Source organism: Streptomyces chlorus, assembly GCF_042655885.1.
Classification (GTDB): Bacteria; Actinomycetota; Actinomycetes; order Streptomycetales; family Streptomycetaceae; genus Streptomyces; species Streptomyces chlorus.
Window position 1 is genome coordinate 90790 of record NZ_JBHSOA010000012.1, and the last position, 13755, is coordinate 104544.

At 71.4% G+C, this 13755-nt stretch carries 11 protein-coding genes; 4 read left to right on the top strand and 7 right to left on the bottom strand.

Annotated features, from left to right (window positions below; genetic code table 11):
* Positions 1-4: 4 nt before the first annotated feature.
* From ACFPZI_RS07195 to ACFPZI_RS07210, 4 genes are all read right to left on the bottom strand, one after another.
* Entirely contained in the window at positions 5-925 is a 921-nt protein-coding gene (locus tag ACFPZI_RS07195; protein WP_381359766.1) for an RpnC/YadD family protein, read from the bottom strand.
* A gap of 122 nt (positions 926-1047) precedes the next feature.
* A complete protein-coding gene (locus ACFPZI_RS07200; protein WP_055607874.1) occupies positions 1048-1413 on the bottom strand; it encodes a PH domain-containing protein in 366 nt (121 codons plus the stop codon).
* A gap of 127 nt (positions 1414-1540) precedes the next feature.
* Complete coding sequence (metG, locus tag ACFPZI_RS07205) at positions 1541-3268, bottom strand: methionine--tRNA ligase (protein WP_381359770.1); 1728 nt, start codon at positions 3266-3268, stop codon at positions 1541-1543.
* Between the two features lie 147 nt (positions 3269-3415).
* Positions 3416-5152 carry a VWA domain-containing protein gene (locus ACFPZI_RS07210; protein ID WP_381359772.1) on the bottom strand — a complete coding sequence of 579 codons (1737 nt, stop codon included), beginning with the start codon at positions 5150-5152 and terminating at the stop codon, positions 3416-3418.
* A gap of 255 nt (positions 5153-5407) precedes the next feature.
* Here ACFPZI_RS07210 and ACFPZI_RS07215 point away from each other — a divergent pair, with 255 nt between their 5' ends.
* A complete protein-coding gene (locus tag ACFPZI_RS07215; protein ID WP_381359775.1) occupies positions 5408-7504 on the top strand; it encodes a PhoX family protein in 2097 nt (698 codons plus the stop codon).
* A gap of 132 nt (positions 7505-7636) precedes the next feature.
* Here the strand turns inward: ACFPZI_RS07215 and ACFPZI_RS07220 are convergent, their stop codons facing one another.
* The 3 genes from ACFPZI_RS07220 to ACFPZI_RS07230 form a co-directional block, all read right to left on the bottom strand.
* Positions 7637-8647 (bottom strand): endonuclease/exonuclease/phosphatase family protein, encoded by a 1011-nt coding sequence (locus ACFPZI_RS07220; protein ID WP_381359777.1) that lies wholly within the window; start codon positions 8645-8647, stop codon positions 7637-7639.
* A 47-nt stretch (positions 8648-8694) separates the two neighbouring features.
* Complete coding sequence (locus ACFPZI_RS07225; RefSeq protein ID WP_381359994.1) at positions 8695-9633, bottom strand: hypothetical protein; 939 nt, start codon at positions 9631-9633, stop codon at positions 8695-8697.
* A gap of 422 nt (positions 9634-10055) precedes the next feature.
* Positions 10056-10499, bottom strand: coding sequence for a hypothetical protein (locus ACFPZI_RS07230; protein WP_381359779.1), 444 nt, complete (start codon positions 10497-10499; stop codon positions 10056-10058).
* 285 nt (positions 10500-10784) lie between these two features.
* Here ACFPZI_RS07230 and ACFPZI_RS07235 point away from each other — a divergent pair, with 285 nt between their 5' ends.
* From ACFPZI_RS07235 to ACFPZI_RS07245, 3 genes are all read left to right on the top strand, one after another.
* Entirely contained in the window at positions 10785-12044 is a 1260-nt protein-coding gene (locus ACFPZI_RS07235; protein ID WP_381359782.1) for a PP2C family protein-serine/threonine phosphatase, read from the top strand.
* A gap of 71 nt (positions 12045-12115) precedes the next feature.
* Complete coding sequence (locus ACFPZI_RS07240) at positions 12116-13282, top strand: hypothetical protein (RefSeq protein WP_381359784.1); 1167 nt, start codon at positions 12116-12118, stop codon at positions 13280-13282.
* A gap of 106 nt (positions 13283-13388) precedes the next feature.
* A complete protein-coding gene (locus tag ACFPZI_RS07245) occupies positions 13389-13751 on the top strand; it encodes an effector-associated constant component EACC1 (protein ID WP_381359787.1) in 363 nt (120 codons plus the stop codon).
* Positions 13752-13755 lie beyond the last annotated feature (4 nt).

Genomic DNA, 13755 nt, shown 5'->3' on the forward strand with positions numbered 1-13755 from the left:
GTCTTCATGGCTGTTCGGCGGCGTCCGTCGGCACGGTCGGGCCCTCCTTGAGAACGTCCTCGGCGGTGGTGGCCGTCAAGGAGCGATCGAACCAGGTGGTGAGCGTGTCGAGGTCGGTGCAGGTGGTGATGCGCTCGTGGACGCTGTCGGGGATCGTGAGCCCCCGTACCTTCAGTGCACGCAGGATGTCCTCGGCCTTGCCCTCGATCTTGCCCTCGGCCTTGCCTTCCAGGTACGTCTCCTCGATCAGGGTTCCGCTTCCCGGGAATTGGGTGCCGATGCTCATCAGATCTCTCCATTTCTTCTTGGACGGAGTGTTCTCCAGACCGATTTCCACCAGCTCGAACCAGTACGCCATGATGCTCGACGGGAAGGACGCGAATCCATGGGCCACCGTGTCCAGTATGGCGTCCGCCCTGCGGTCCCCGCTGTGAACGATGGCCGAGAGTGCCGACAGCGCCGGCTGTTGGGTCACCATCGACGTGTCGGTGATCTTCGGGACGGTCTGCGGTCCCAGGACGAACGGGCGCGTGGTCTGGGTCGACCACGGACCCACGGCGCATTCGAAGGGTCCCATCGCCCAGGATGCCGTGGCCCGGTCCCGGCAGAGGGCCACCAGCAGCACCGGCATGTCGAACTTCGCGCTCAGGTAGGCGATGTAGTAGGACCAGCTTCTGGCCTTGTCCGGGTCCTTCTTCGTCTGGGACTCGACGGCGAGCAGGAAGCTCTCCCCCATGTCGGGCTCGAACTTGAGCACCGTGTCGACGCGACGCTCGAGTGGCCGGATCTCCGTGGCGTCGGGGGAGAGCTCGCTGAAGTCCTGCTTCACGGGCGGGGGAAGCCGCAGTGCCTCGAAGACGGGTGCGAGGGCTTCCGGGTGCTCCTGGAAGAGCCGATGGGAGACCTCGTGTGTCGATGTGACCATGGGAGTGAGCCTGGTGGGCCCATGATCCCGGCGTGGGGCATATGCGGGGGCAGTCACCCGTTCGGGAGCTGGAGAAACGTTCCAGGGGTGTGGGGTGTTGACTCGTTCTCCGAGGGCTCGGGTCAGCGGGCCACGAACTGGGTGAGGATGGCCTGGACCTCGTAGATGTCGACGCCCTTGGTGAAGGTCTTCTGCACCGGGGTGGGGGTGCCGGAGATCCAGATCTTCAGTTCGGCGTCGAGGTCGAAGGTGCCGGCCGTCTCGACGGCGAAGTGGGTGATGCTGCGGTACGGGATGGAGTGGTACTCGGTCTTCTTGCCGGTGATGCCCTGCTTGTCGACCATGATCAGGCGGCGGTCGGTGAAGAGGATGGTGTCGCGGATCAGCAGGTAGGCGGCGTGCACCTGCTCGCCGTGGCCCAGGAGGCGGGCGTACTCCTGCTGCGCCGACGCGGGGTCGATGCTGTGCGCGTTGCCGAACAGTGCCATGGAAGGTCCCCTGCGTGAAGTGGTCTTTATATGAAGCGATCTTTCCTGGACGTTATCGGGCATTCTTGAACGCGTCAGGGCCCGGGAACCTTTGTTCCCGGGCCCTGACGTCGGTGGTGCGGGGTCGTTACGCGGGCTGCGGCTCGCCGCCGAAGCGCTCCTTGTACGCGGCCAGGTCCTCGTCCGTCAGCTTGGCGAAGAGGACCGGCGGGACGGTGAAGGGCGTGCCGGCGGGGACGGAGGTGAGGGAGCGGGCCTCCTCGGCGGCGACCCAGGTCGCGGTGTCACCGGTCAGGGAGAAGACCTGGCGCATCGCCGCCGACGTCGACGGGATGAACGGCTCCGACACCACCGCGTACAGGCGGATCAGGTTCATCGCCGTACGCAGGGTGAGAGCGGCGGCGTCCTTGTCGGTCTTGATCTCCAGCCAGGGGGCCTTCTCCTCCAGGTAGGAGTTGCCCGCGGACCACAGGGCGCGCAGCGCGGCCGCCGCCTTGCGGAACTGCAGCGCCTCCATCTGGGATTCGTACTCCGCGAGGAGCGACGCGATCTCCTCGCCGAGCCTGGTCTCGGCCTCGCCCGGCTCACCGCCCGCCGGGACCTCCTCGCCGAAGCGCTTCTTCGAGAAGGACAGGACACGGTTGACGAAGTTGCCCAGGGTGTCGGCCAGGTCCTTGTTCACCGTGGCGGTGAAGTGCTCCCAGGTGAACGACGAGTCGTCCGACTCCGGCGCGTTGGCGATCAGGAAGTACCGCCAGTAGTCGGCCGGGAGGATGTCCAGCGCCTGGTCGGTGAAGACACCGCGCTTCTGGGAGGTGGAGAACTTGCCGCCGTAGTACGTCAGCCAGTTGAAGGCCTTGACGTAGTCGACCTTCTTCCACGGCTCGCGGACGCCCAGCTGGGTGGCCGGGAACATCACCGTGTGGAACGGGACGTTGTCCTTCGCCATGAACTCCGTGTAGCGGACGGTGTCGTCCGCCTCGTACCACCACGACCGCCAGTCGCGCGTCTCACCGTCGGGCGCGGAGTCCGCCCACTCCTTCGTCGCGGCGATGTACTCGATCGGGGCGTCGAACCAGACGTAGAAGACCTTGCCCTCGGCCGCCAGCTCCGGCCAGGTGTCGGCCGGCACCGGGACGCCCCAGTCCAGGTCGCGGGTGATCGCGCGGTCGTGCAGGCCCTCGGTCAGCCACTTGCGGGCGATGGACGCGGCCAGCTGGGGCCACTCCTCCTCGTGCCGGGCCACCCACTCCTCGACCTCGTGCTGGAGCTTCGACTGGAGGAGGAAGAGGTGCTTGGTCTCGCGGACCTCCAGCTCCGTGGAGCCGGAGATCGCCGACCGCGGGTCGATCAGGTCGGTCGGGTCCAGCACACGGGTGCAGTTCTCGCACTGGTCGCCGCGCGCCTTGTCGTAGCCGCAGTGCGGGCAGGTGCCCTCCACGTAGCGGTCCGGGAGGAAGCGGCCGTCGGCCGGGCTGTAGACCTGCCGGATCGAGCGCTCCTCGATGAACCCGTTCTCCTGGAGGCGGCGGGCGAAGTGCTGCGTGATCTCCACGTTCTGCTGCGAGGAACTGCGGCCGAAGTGATCGAAGGCGAGCGCGAAGCCGTCGTAGACCGCCTTCTGCGCGTCGTGCGCCTGCGCGCAGAACACGTCGACGGGCAGGCCCTGCTCCTTCGCGGCCAGCTCGGCCGGGGTGCCGTGCTCGTCCGTCGCGCAGATGTACAGGACGTCGTGGCCGCGCTGGCGCAGGTAACGGGAGTAGACGTCCGCCGGGAGCATGGACCCCACCATGTTGCCCAGGTGCTTGATCCCGTTGATGTACGGAAGGGCGCTGGTGATGAGGTGTCGAGCCATCGGGGGCTGCTCCCAGGTTGAAACGTACGGAACCTCCAAAGCGTAGCCGACACGGGTGCGCCGCCCGCTTCTCGTTTTATGGACTGAGAAGCGGGCGGCGCGGGGGTGTGCGGGAGGGCTGACGCCCGTGGGGCCGAGGCCCCCGGGTCAGGGGCGCCAGGACTTCAGCACGGCCTCGTAGAGCTCCTTGTCGGTGAGCTCCAGGGGAGACGCGCCGGCGAGGAAGTGGGCCGTGTTCGGCGTCTTCAGCTTGCGGAGGTAGTCGAACGCCTTGTTGTCCGGGTCCCCGAAGGCGACGAAGGAGAAGAACACCGAGGAGTGGGTCTTCGCGGCCTCCGTGAGGGCCTGGGTCGCGGGGGTCTTCGCGTCGGGGGCGCCGTCCGTCTGGAAGACCACCAGGGCGGGCGTGCCGGGCGCCGCCTTGTCGTGCAGGGCGAGGACCTCGGCCACGGCCGCGTGGTAGCTGGTCCGGCCCATACGGCCGAGGGACGCGTGCAGGGTGTCGATCTTGTTCTCGTGGTCGGCGAGGGTCAGCTCGCCGGTTCCGTCGACCTCGGTGGAGAAGAAGACGACCTTGACCGTGACGGACTCGGGGTTCGTGTCGAGGTGGGCGGCGAGGGCGAGGGTCTGCTCGGCGAGGGCCTGTGCGGAGCCGTCCTTGTAGTACGGGCGCATCGACGCGGAGCGGTCGAGAACGAGGTAGACCTTGGCTCGGGTGTCGGCGAGGCCGCGCTCCGCGAGGGCCTGGCCTGCGGCGTCGTAGGCGGTGCGGATCGCCTCCGGCGTTTTGAGGGGGGTGGTGGGGTTGGCGTCGGCCTCGGCTTCGCCTTCGGCGGTGTTCCCATCCGCACCGCCCGTGCGGCTTTCGTCGTCGGGTGCGGGTGGCCCCTGCGGGGTGTCCTCGCCGTCGGCGGCCGCGGGCTGTGCCTCTGGTTCCGGCGTCGGCTCCGGGGTGGCCTCGGCCGCGGGTTCCGGCGTCGGCTCCGGTGCAGCCTCGGCCACCGGCTCCGGCTTCGGCTCGGCCTTGACCTCGGGGGCGGCTTCGACCTCGGCTTCGGCCACCGGCTTCGGCTCGGCCTTGACCTCGGGGGCGGCTTCGACCTCGGCTTCGGCCACCGGCTTCGGCTCGGCCTTGGCCTCGGGGGCGGCTTCGACCTCGGCTTCGGCCACCGGCTTCGGCTCGGCTTCGGGCTCGGCCTTGACCTCGGGGGCGGCTTCGACCTCGGCCACCGGCTCCGGCTCGGCTTCGGGCTCGGCCACCGGCTCCGGCTCGGCTTCGGGCTCGGCCACCGGCTTCGGCGCGGCCTCGGCTTCGGGCGCGGCCTCGGGGGTGGTGTCGGCCACCGGCTGGGGCTCGGCTTCGGCTTCGGCCACCGGCTGGGGCTCGGCCTTGGGCTCGGGGGTGGGTGTCGTCGTTGTTTCTGCCTTCGGCTCGAGGACTGTCTCGGGCTCGGGCTCGGGCTGCGGAGTGTCGGGGGTTGCTGCCGGCTTCGGCTCGGGCTTCTCGGCCGCGGGCTCGGGGGTCGGCTCCGGGTCGGGGGTGGTCCCTGTCTTCGGTTCCGGGGAGTGGGTGGAGGGCGTTGCGTTGCTGAAGGCCGCGGAGACGAGGTCGTGTGCGTCGGCGCGGGGTTCCGGGACGGATGCCTTGGTGGCCTGCGGCGTCGGTTCGGGGGAGGGGGACGGAAGTCGGGGGGCCGGAGCTGCGGCCGCCGTGGACTCGTCGGCCGGCTCGGGCGGCGTCGGGGTGGCTGCGGTCGCGGCGTCCGGGCGGGCGGTTTGTTCCGCACCGTCCGTTTCGGCGACCGGCGTCACACCCTCCGCCTCTGCCGTGCTTGCTTTGCGTGACCGGCCGAACGCGTTCCGCAGGAGAGTGAGAATGCCCATGTGCGCAACCCTTCGCGTGAGTTGTAGCCCGTCAATCCCTGGCCAGGACGGATACGTAAGGTTAGCGGCCCTCGTGGGTGATCTTGGGCAGGGTGTCAAGGGCGTCATTCGGCCCCTGTGGGCCGGAGTGCAGTGAAGCAGGTAACTCCCTTCGTGCTGTCACAGGTTCACTCTCCGTTCATTCTGGCGCCCGGCTGCCGCACATATGTGTCCCTATGGTCACGCTGACACCCCGGGTATCCAAGGAGAGAACACGTGCGCAAGCTGCTTCCGTTGATCGGGACGCCGTCCAGTTCGCACCCCGGCGGCCGGTCCGCCATGACCTGCCGTTTCCGGTGCGGTGACGCCTGCTTCCACGAGGTGCCCAACACCAGCTCCAACGCATACGTCGGCGACGTCATCTCCGACGCCCTCAGCCGCCGGTCGATGATGCGGGCCGCCGCCGCTGTCACGGTGGTCGCCGCCGGTGCCGGCGCGGTCAACCTCGCCGGTGCTCCCGAGGCCCAGGCGGCCCCCGTCGCCGGCAAGGGAGGCCCCGGTAAGGGTCATGGCCAGGGGAACCAGAAGCCGAAGGGCGCCCGCGGCCTGCGCTTCACGCCCGTCGCGCCCAACACCGCCGACGTCGTCACCGTGCCGGAGGGCTACGGCCAGAACGTCGTCATCCGGTGGGGTGAGCCCATCCTGCGCGGCGCGCCCGCCTTCGACCCGGAGAACCAGACGGCCAAGGCGCAGGCCGGGCAGTTCGGGTACAACGTCGACTTCCTCGCCCTGCTCCCCCTCAAGGGTGAGCGCGGTCGCCAGGTGCTCGTGGCCAACCACGAGTACACCGACGAGGTGCTGATGTTCCGTGGCTACGACGCCGCCAACCCCACCCGTGAACAGGTGGAGATCGGCTGGGCCGCGCACGGTCTGGGCGTCGTCGTCGTCGAGGAGGACCGCAGGAGCGGCAAGCTCACGCCCGTCACCCGGCACCACCTCAACCGGCGTCTGACCGCCACCTCCGAGTTCCGGCTGACCGGTCCCGTGGCCGGTTCCGCCCTGGTGAAGACCTCCGCCGACCCGACCGGCCGCAAGGTGCTCGGCACCCTCAACAACTGCGCCGGCGGCACCACCCCGTGGGGCACGACCCTGCACGGCGAGGAGAACTTCAACCAGTACTTCGCCAACAGCAGCCGCACGACCGACAAGCGGTACGGCATCGGCACCGGCGCCACCGAGCGCAAGTGGGAGCGGTTCGACAAGCGGTTCGACCTCGCCCAGGAGCCCAACGAGGCGCACCGGTTCGGCTACGTCGTCGAACTCGACCCGTACGATCCGGACTCCGTCCCGCGCAAGCGCACCGCCCTCGGTCGTTTCAAGCACGAGGGTGCGACCGTGCGCCTGACGCACGACGGCCGCCCGGTCGTGTACTCCGGTGACGACGAGCGGTTCGACTACCTCTACAAGTTCGTCGGCAGCAAGCGGATGCGGCACGGCAACAGCCGCTCCGCGCGCGAGCACAACCTCACGCTGCTCGACGAGGGCACCCTCTACGTCGCCAGGATCACCGGTGACTCGCCCGCCATCGAGATCGACGGCACCGGCAAGCTCCCGAAGGACGGCGAGTTCGACGGCAGTGGCCAGTGGATCCCGCTGGCCACCGCCACCGCCAAGAGCGCCGTCTCGCACGTCGACGGCATGACCGCCGAGGAGGTCTTCGTCTTCACGCGGCTCGCCGGCGACAAGGTGGGCGCCACCAAGATGGACCGCCCCGAGGACGTCGAGCCCAACCCGGTCACCGGCAAGGTCTACGTCGCCCTGACCAACAACACCAACCGCGGTGTCGGTTCGAACCCCAAGGCGGACGAGGCCAACCCGCGCAACGCCAACAAGCACGGCCACGTCCTCGAACTGACCGAGCAGTGGAACCGGCCGGAGAGCACCCGGTTCGCCTGGTCGCTGTTCCTGGTCGCGGGTGACCCGCAGGACCCGGCGACGTACTTCGCCGGCTTCCCGAAGGACTCCGTGAGCCCCATCTCCTGCCCGGACAACGTCGCCTTCGACGACCACGGCAACCTGTGGATCTCCACCGACGGCGCCGCCCTCGGCTCGCACGACGGGCTCTTCGGTGTCGCTACGCGCGGTGACCGCCGCGGTGAGCTGAAGCAGTTCCTGACCGTGCCGAAGGGCGCGGAGACCTGTGGTCCGATCGTCCAGGACCGGCGGGTGCTCGTCGCCGTGCAGCACCCCGGTGAGGTGGACGGTGCCTCGGTGGAGAACCCGGGCAGCACCTGGCCCGACGGCCCCGGCACCTACCCCCGGCCCGCCGTGGTCGCCGTGTGGCGTACCGACGGCAGCGACATCGGCGTCTGACGTCGACGGACAAGGGCACTGACGCCGACACGGATTCGGGTTCGGGTTCGGTTACGGATGGGGTGCGGGCTCCCTGCGGGGCGTCCGCACCCCGTCCGTCGTATCCGGGTGCGGCAAGGCGCCGGCCCGAGGTCAGCCGTCGCCGTGCAGTGCGAGGTCGACGACCAGGGTGCGGTGGTCGGTGCCGGCGAGGTCGAGGAAGCGGACTCGGTCCGCGGCGAACTGATGGGACATCAGCACATGGTCGATCTGGGCGCCGAACGTCGGCGTGGTCCTGGCCGGCCAGGTCGGGACCCGGTGGGCGCCGCCCAGCCGGGCGGCGTCGCTGAGCCCGGAGTCGAGGAGGCGCCGGAAGGCGGCGTGGTCCTGGGAGGCGTTGAAGTCCCCGGCGAGCACCATCGGGGCCGTCGGGTCCGCGGTGACGACGTCGCGCAGCCTGCCGAGCTCCCGCTCCCAGACGCCCACCTGGCCGGGGATCGGGGGCATGGGGTGGGCGAGCTGGAGCCGTACGGCGTGCCCGTCGACGTCGGCGACGGCGCCGGGCATGCCCATGGTGCCGGGGACGGCGTCGGTGCCCCTGAGCGGGAAGCGACTGAGGATGACGGAGCCCTCGGAACCGCCGCCCACCACGACCCGGCGGTGCGGATAGTCCGTCGTCAGCTCCCGCCGCAGCAGCGCGTCGCAGGTGTACTCGCACTCCTGGACGAACACCACGTCCGGCTTCAGCCGGCGCACGGCGTCGACCAGCCCGTCGGTGGCCCGGCCGAACTCGACGTTGGACGTCATCACCCGGAACTCGGCGGCGGGCGGGCCGGCGGGTGCGCCGGTCTTCCCGTACGGCTCGATGAACCAGGCCAGCAGCCCGAGCAGGACGACGCCCCAGACCGCGCCGGTCCACCACCGGGCGAGCAGGGTGAACAGCAGCCCGAGGGCGGTCGGCACGAGGAGCCAGGGCAGGAACGCGAGCAGCTGGGGCACGGGGGTGACCGCGTCGGTGCCGACGGCCCGGCAGCCGACGATCACGCTCACCCCGGCGAAGAGCAGCGCCGCCGACCAGCCGCCGAACCGACGCTTTCCGCTGCGGCGTCCGGTCCTTTCCCTGGCGTCCATCCACTCGGCCGTCTCGGCAGTCGCAGTGTCCAACGTCCGGCCTTCCGCTCGCGGGTGAATCCGTACCTGAAGATCCTCCCTCAAGGACGAGGGCCGACGACGGGAGGTTGCGGTGATCCGTTCCGCGCCTGTTCACCGGCAGATGACCGCGCCTGTTCACCGGCTCGTGCCCCCGGCCGCCGAGTCACTGCCCCGCGCCCGCGGAGTCCGGTCAGCAGGCAGGCGAGGGCCACCGTCAGGCCCAGGGCGAGCAGCGTCCAGGACGCGGTGCGCAGCGTGGCGGTGAGGGCGTCGTAGACCACGCCCGCCGCGGGGCGGTGGGCCGGCTCGGGCACGTCGGCCAGGGTGAGCCGACGGGCGACCGCGACGGCGACGGCGAGCAGACCGCCGCCCAGGGCGATACCGAGCCCGGTCGCGGTGAGCGCGCGACGGCGGTGGACGGCGACGGCGATCCCGGCGACGGCCAGGACGACGGCCGCGAGGGGCAGCCAGAAGGCCGCGACGTCCAGCAGCCGGTACCCCGTCCGGAGCCCGGCGGTCTCCCCGACCGGCACCACCGCGACCCGGGTGTGCTCGACCGGAATGCGGTCGGCGAACGGCATACGGTCGGCGACGAGTTGCCGCTTCACCTCGGCGGTGACGGGCGCGAGGTCGACGGTGACCGGGCCGGGGTCCGCCCGGCCGTCGCGCAGGGCGTGCAGGACCGCGTCGTGGACGGCCCGGTTGCCCACCTCCCACACGGTGCCGAACGCCTCGGTGCGGGTGAACGAGCGGATGGCGTCCCGTACGAACGGCTCGAGCAGGTCGCGCGCCGGCCCCGCGTCCAGCTCCTGTACGACCCCGTCCCCGACGGCGTCGGCGACCGCGTCGCGCACGGCGGGGTCGGCGGACAGCGGCGCCATGGTGCCGACGTACCGTCCGGTGTCGGCCAGCCCGTGCACCACCCAGGCCGCGAGCGCGCCACAGGGCACGAGCAGGCACGCCAGGGCGACGAGCGCCGCCGACAGGGCATTGCGCAGGCGGGTGGGCGTCCGCTCGCGGCGGGGCGGTTCCGGCGGTTCCGGTGGTTCCAGCGGTACGGCGTGGGGCGGCACCCCTTCAGCCAAGGCGCGGGGAGACGTACACGCGAGCGCAGGGCGGGCATCCGGAGTACCGAGACCATCCGGAGGCCCGGAGGCGCGGAGGATCCGAAACCTGAGACCGGAGGCCCGGAGGATCCGAGGACCTCGGCGGACCTGAGGCCCGAGAACCTGAGAACCCGGGGCCTGAGGCTCCGAGACCCGAGAACCCGGGGCCCGAGACCCGAGGCTCCGAGAACCTGAGAACCCGGAGGCCTTCGAGGCCCGAGGACCCCGGAGCACCCAGGGTCAGTCCCCGGGGTCCTGCGCCCTGCGCCCTGCGCCCTGCGCCCTGCGCCCGTCGGACCGGAGGAACGACCGCGTCACTCGATGCGGTGGCCCTGCGCGTCCTCGTGCGTGTAGTACCGGTAGAACAGGAAGACGAAGACGCCTGCCGCGACCGCCAGCCCCAGCCCGGTCGACTGCAGCGTGCTCAGGCCGGTCTGGTTGAACAGGAAGCTGACTGCGGCGCCGGAGAACGCGCCCCACAACACGGCGTGCACCTCGCGCCGAAGCTTCGGCGCGACGCTCAGCAGGGCCATGCACAGGACGGCGAACACCAGTGCGGTGAGGAACCCGAACAGGAGGTTCCAGCCGGTGATGGGGCCGCCGTCGCGCCGGTTGGCCGCCACCCAGTAGCCGTAGACGAGCCCGAGGACGACGGGCACCGCCAGCTTTCCGACGACGTGGGCCCGTTCGCTGAAGACGCGGATTCTGTCCGGCCGCCGCCTGGGCATGAGCTGGGTTCTGGGTGCCGCATGAGTCATGAGCGGACTCCTCTCGCCTCGCCCCCGCCTCCAGCGCACACCTGTGCGGGGCGGCCGGCAACTCGGCCACCCGAATTCGTCCCGCGTCCCACCCCGAACCCCGCCATGGATCCGACTCGAGTCCCGGCCCGCACCCGCCCTGTATCCCGCCTTGGATCTCGTCCCGCATCCGTCCCGCCGTCGGTTCCGCACCCGTCCTGTATCCCCTCCCGCCTTCGACCCGGTCCCGTCCCGCCATCCGGCCGACCGGATGCGGGCCGTGCGCTCGCGTGCTTCGCTGGGGCGGTGCGCCAGGGCAGCAGGGGACTCGGCACGCTCATCCGGCGGTACCCCCGGGCCGGCCGCCGGGACGTCGTGTACCGGCACGCGATGCTGCAGGTGCGGGGGCGCAGTGTCGCCTGGGTGCCGCCGCTTCTGCTGCTGATCGCCATCGCGGTGGTCGACTACCACACCAGCGGCGAGTTCCGGATCATCTCCTGGATCGTGCTGGTGCCGGGCATCGCGGCCGCGATCTGCGGGGTGCTGGGCACAATCGTGTTCGCAGTGCTCTCGCTAGGCATCTTCACGATCGTGGACCACGGCTGGCCGCACGAGTTCCAGACGGGTCTGCCCGACTTCATCCTCGTCGCCGTCGGAGGTGTGCTGGCAACGCTGGCGTGCGTGGTCCGGGTGCGCGGTGAGAACCGCGCGCTGCACATGCGGGACGTCGCCGACACGGTCCGCCGTACGGTGCTGCGCCCCCTGCCGCCCTCCTGGGGCGGTCTGGAGAACGCCGGTGTCTATCTCACCGCGGACGCCGGTGCCCGGGTCGGCGGCGACTTCTACGACATCCAGCCGGGCCCGTACGGCACCCGGGTCCTGGTCGGGGACGTGCAGGGCAAGGGGCTGGGCGCGGTGGAGACGGCGGCGGCACTGCTCGGCACGTTCCGCGAGGCGGGCTGCCACGAGCCGGAGCTGGCGACCGTGGCCGAACGGCTGGAGGAACGGATGCTCCGGCACCGGAGCTACACCACGGCCCTCGGCCGGGCCGACGGCGACCGCTTCGCCACCGCCGTGCTGCTGGGCTTCCCGGCGGACGCGGACCAGCCCGACCCCGGGCGGGCCGACGCCGCGGGTCCCGGTACGGCGGGCCCCGGCACGGTGGAGGCCGTGGTCTTCGGTCACGAACCGCCGCTGGCCGTCGGCCCCGCGGGCGTACGGCCGCTGCCGGTGACCGGCGGGCTTCCGCTGGGGCTGCGCGAACTGGACCCCGCTCCGGTGCGCGTGCACCGGGTGCCGCTGGCCGCCGACGAGACGCTGCTGGTGGTCACCGACGGGGTGACCGAGGCGCGGGACGCCGGCGGGACGTTCTACCCGCTCGCCGAGGGCGTGGCGCGGGCGGTCGCACGGGACCCACGCGCCGCCGAACCGGCCCGGCTGGTCGCCGTCGTACGGGACGGGACACTCCGGCACAGCGGCGGTCACCTGGACGACGACACCACCGCCTTCGCGGTGCGCCGGATCCGTGGGCCGGGGGCGAACGCCCCGAAGAGGGAAGTTCATTGATCCGAGGCCCCATGGTGGAGCCGCAGCGGTTACGGTGCTGCTCTGGATGGTGATCGACAGGGGAGGGAACCATGCCCGGGACCCCACCCGGAAGCAAGCCCGGGGCCGCGCCCGGAACCGTACTGCTGCTGGCGGCCTCCCCGCCCGGGCGGGGACGGCTGGTGGACGCGGCGTCCGTGCTTCCCGTCCTCGCGGCCGTACCGCCCGCCGTCCTGTCCGGCACGGACACCGCGAACGTCGTCGAGCTCGCCGACCCGCTGGAACCGCAGGCGGTCCTGACCCGGCTGCGCGCCGCCGCGACCGCCCCCGGACCGCTCACCCTGTACGTCGCGGGGCAACTGCTGCTCGACCGCCGCCAGCGTCTGCCCCATCTGGCGCTGGCCCGCACCACCGCGTCGACCGTGCGCTACACGGCGTTCCCGTGGCACTGGTTCCGGGACGAGCTGCGACTGCGTCCCCCGGGTGTCACGACGCTGATCCTCGACCTGCACGCGGACCAGGAGACCTGGCAGGCACTGGGCATTGCGCAGCCGCCGGGCCCACCGGGTTCGGCACCGGTCCCGGTCCCGCCCGCGCTCCCGCCCGCGCTCGACTCCGGTCGCGACGCCGCCGTCTACGGACGCATCGCGCCGCCGCCCACCCGCTCCCGTCGTACGGTCGTGGAACCGGCGTACATGAAGGCGGTCGCGACGCTGCTGCGCAGTGGACGGCGCCCGCCGGACGAGGAGTTGCACCAGCAGGCGCTGGTCCGGGTCGCCGCGGAGGGCGCGCACGTCGGATTCGTTCTGGCGCGGCGCGGACCCGGGCCCGTGCCGGGGGACCCGCACACGGTCATCACGGAGGCCGTACGGTCCGGCCGCCACGCAGATGCCCACGCGCTCGCCGCGCGGCACGAGCAGAGCGCCGCCCTCGCCCACGGGCCCGCCTCGGAGGAGGCGCTGCACTGGGCCGAGGTTCGCGCGGATCTGGCGATGCTGGCCGGGGACGCGGCGCTCAGCTGTCACATCTGGCTGGCGGTGGCCGCCGCACGGCTCAACACCGGGCAGACGGCGGACGCTTCCTCCGTCGAGACCGCCGTGGACCGGGCGCACCACCAGTGGGGCCGGATCGGCGACCCGGTGCGGGCCCGCGAACTCGGCCTGTCACTGGCGGAGTTGCGCAGCCGCGTGCCCGGACGACGGGAAGGCGCCCTGGACCATGTGCGGCGGCAGCTGAGCCAGTTGCAGACGCAGAACTGAACCGGGGCCCGACCGGATCTGCCCGCACCCTTCCTCTTCTGTCGGAAAGACGCAACCGTTACCGGCCCCTCCCCGTGGAGCAACAGCAGTGCCATGATGGTGAGTTATGGCTGAGGGGGATGGTGTGGCCAACCGGGGCATTCGGATCCAGCTGGACGCTACCGCGAGCGCGAGCGACATCGGTGCGCTGCGCAAGTGGCTGGAACGGGAGAAACCGCTCGACGAACGGGTGCGCGCGGGCGATCTGCAGATCCAGGAGCGGCCGAGGACGGACGAGTCCGGCGCCCCGATGGGTCTCGGGATGGACATCGTCGTCCTGTTCGTCGGCGCGGGTGCGGGCGCGATCGCCACGGAGCTGCTGGACCAGGTCAAGAAGGCCGTGTCGGCCTGGCAGGCCAACCGGCGCGACGTCGAGGACGGCGAACCGCCCGGGGGCAGAGTCGAATCGGTGAACCTCGACGACAGGTAGGCCG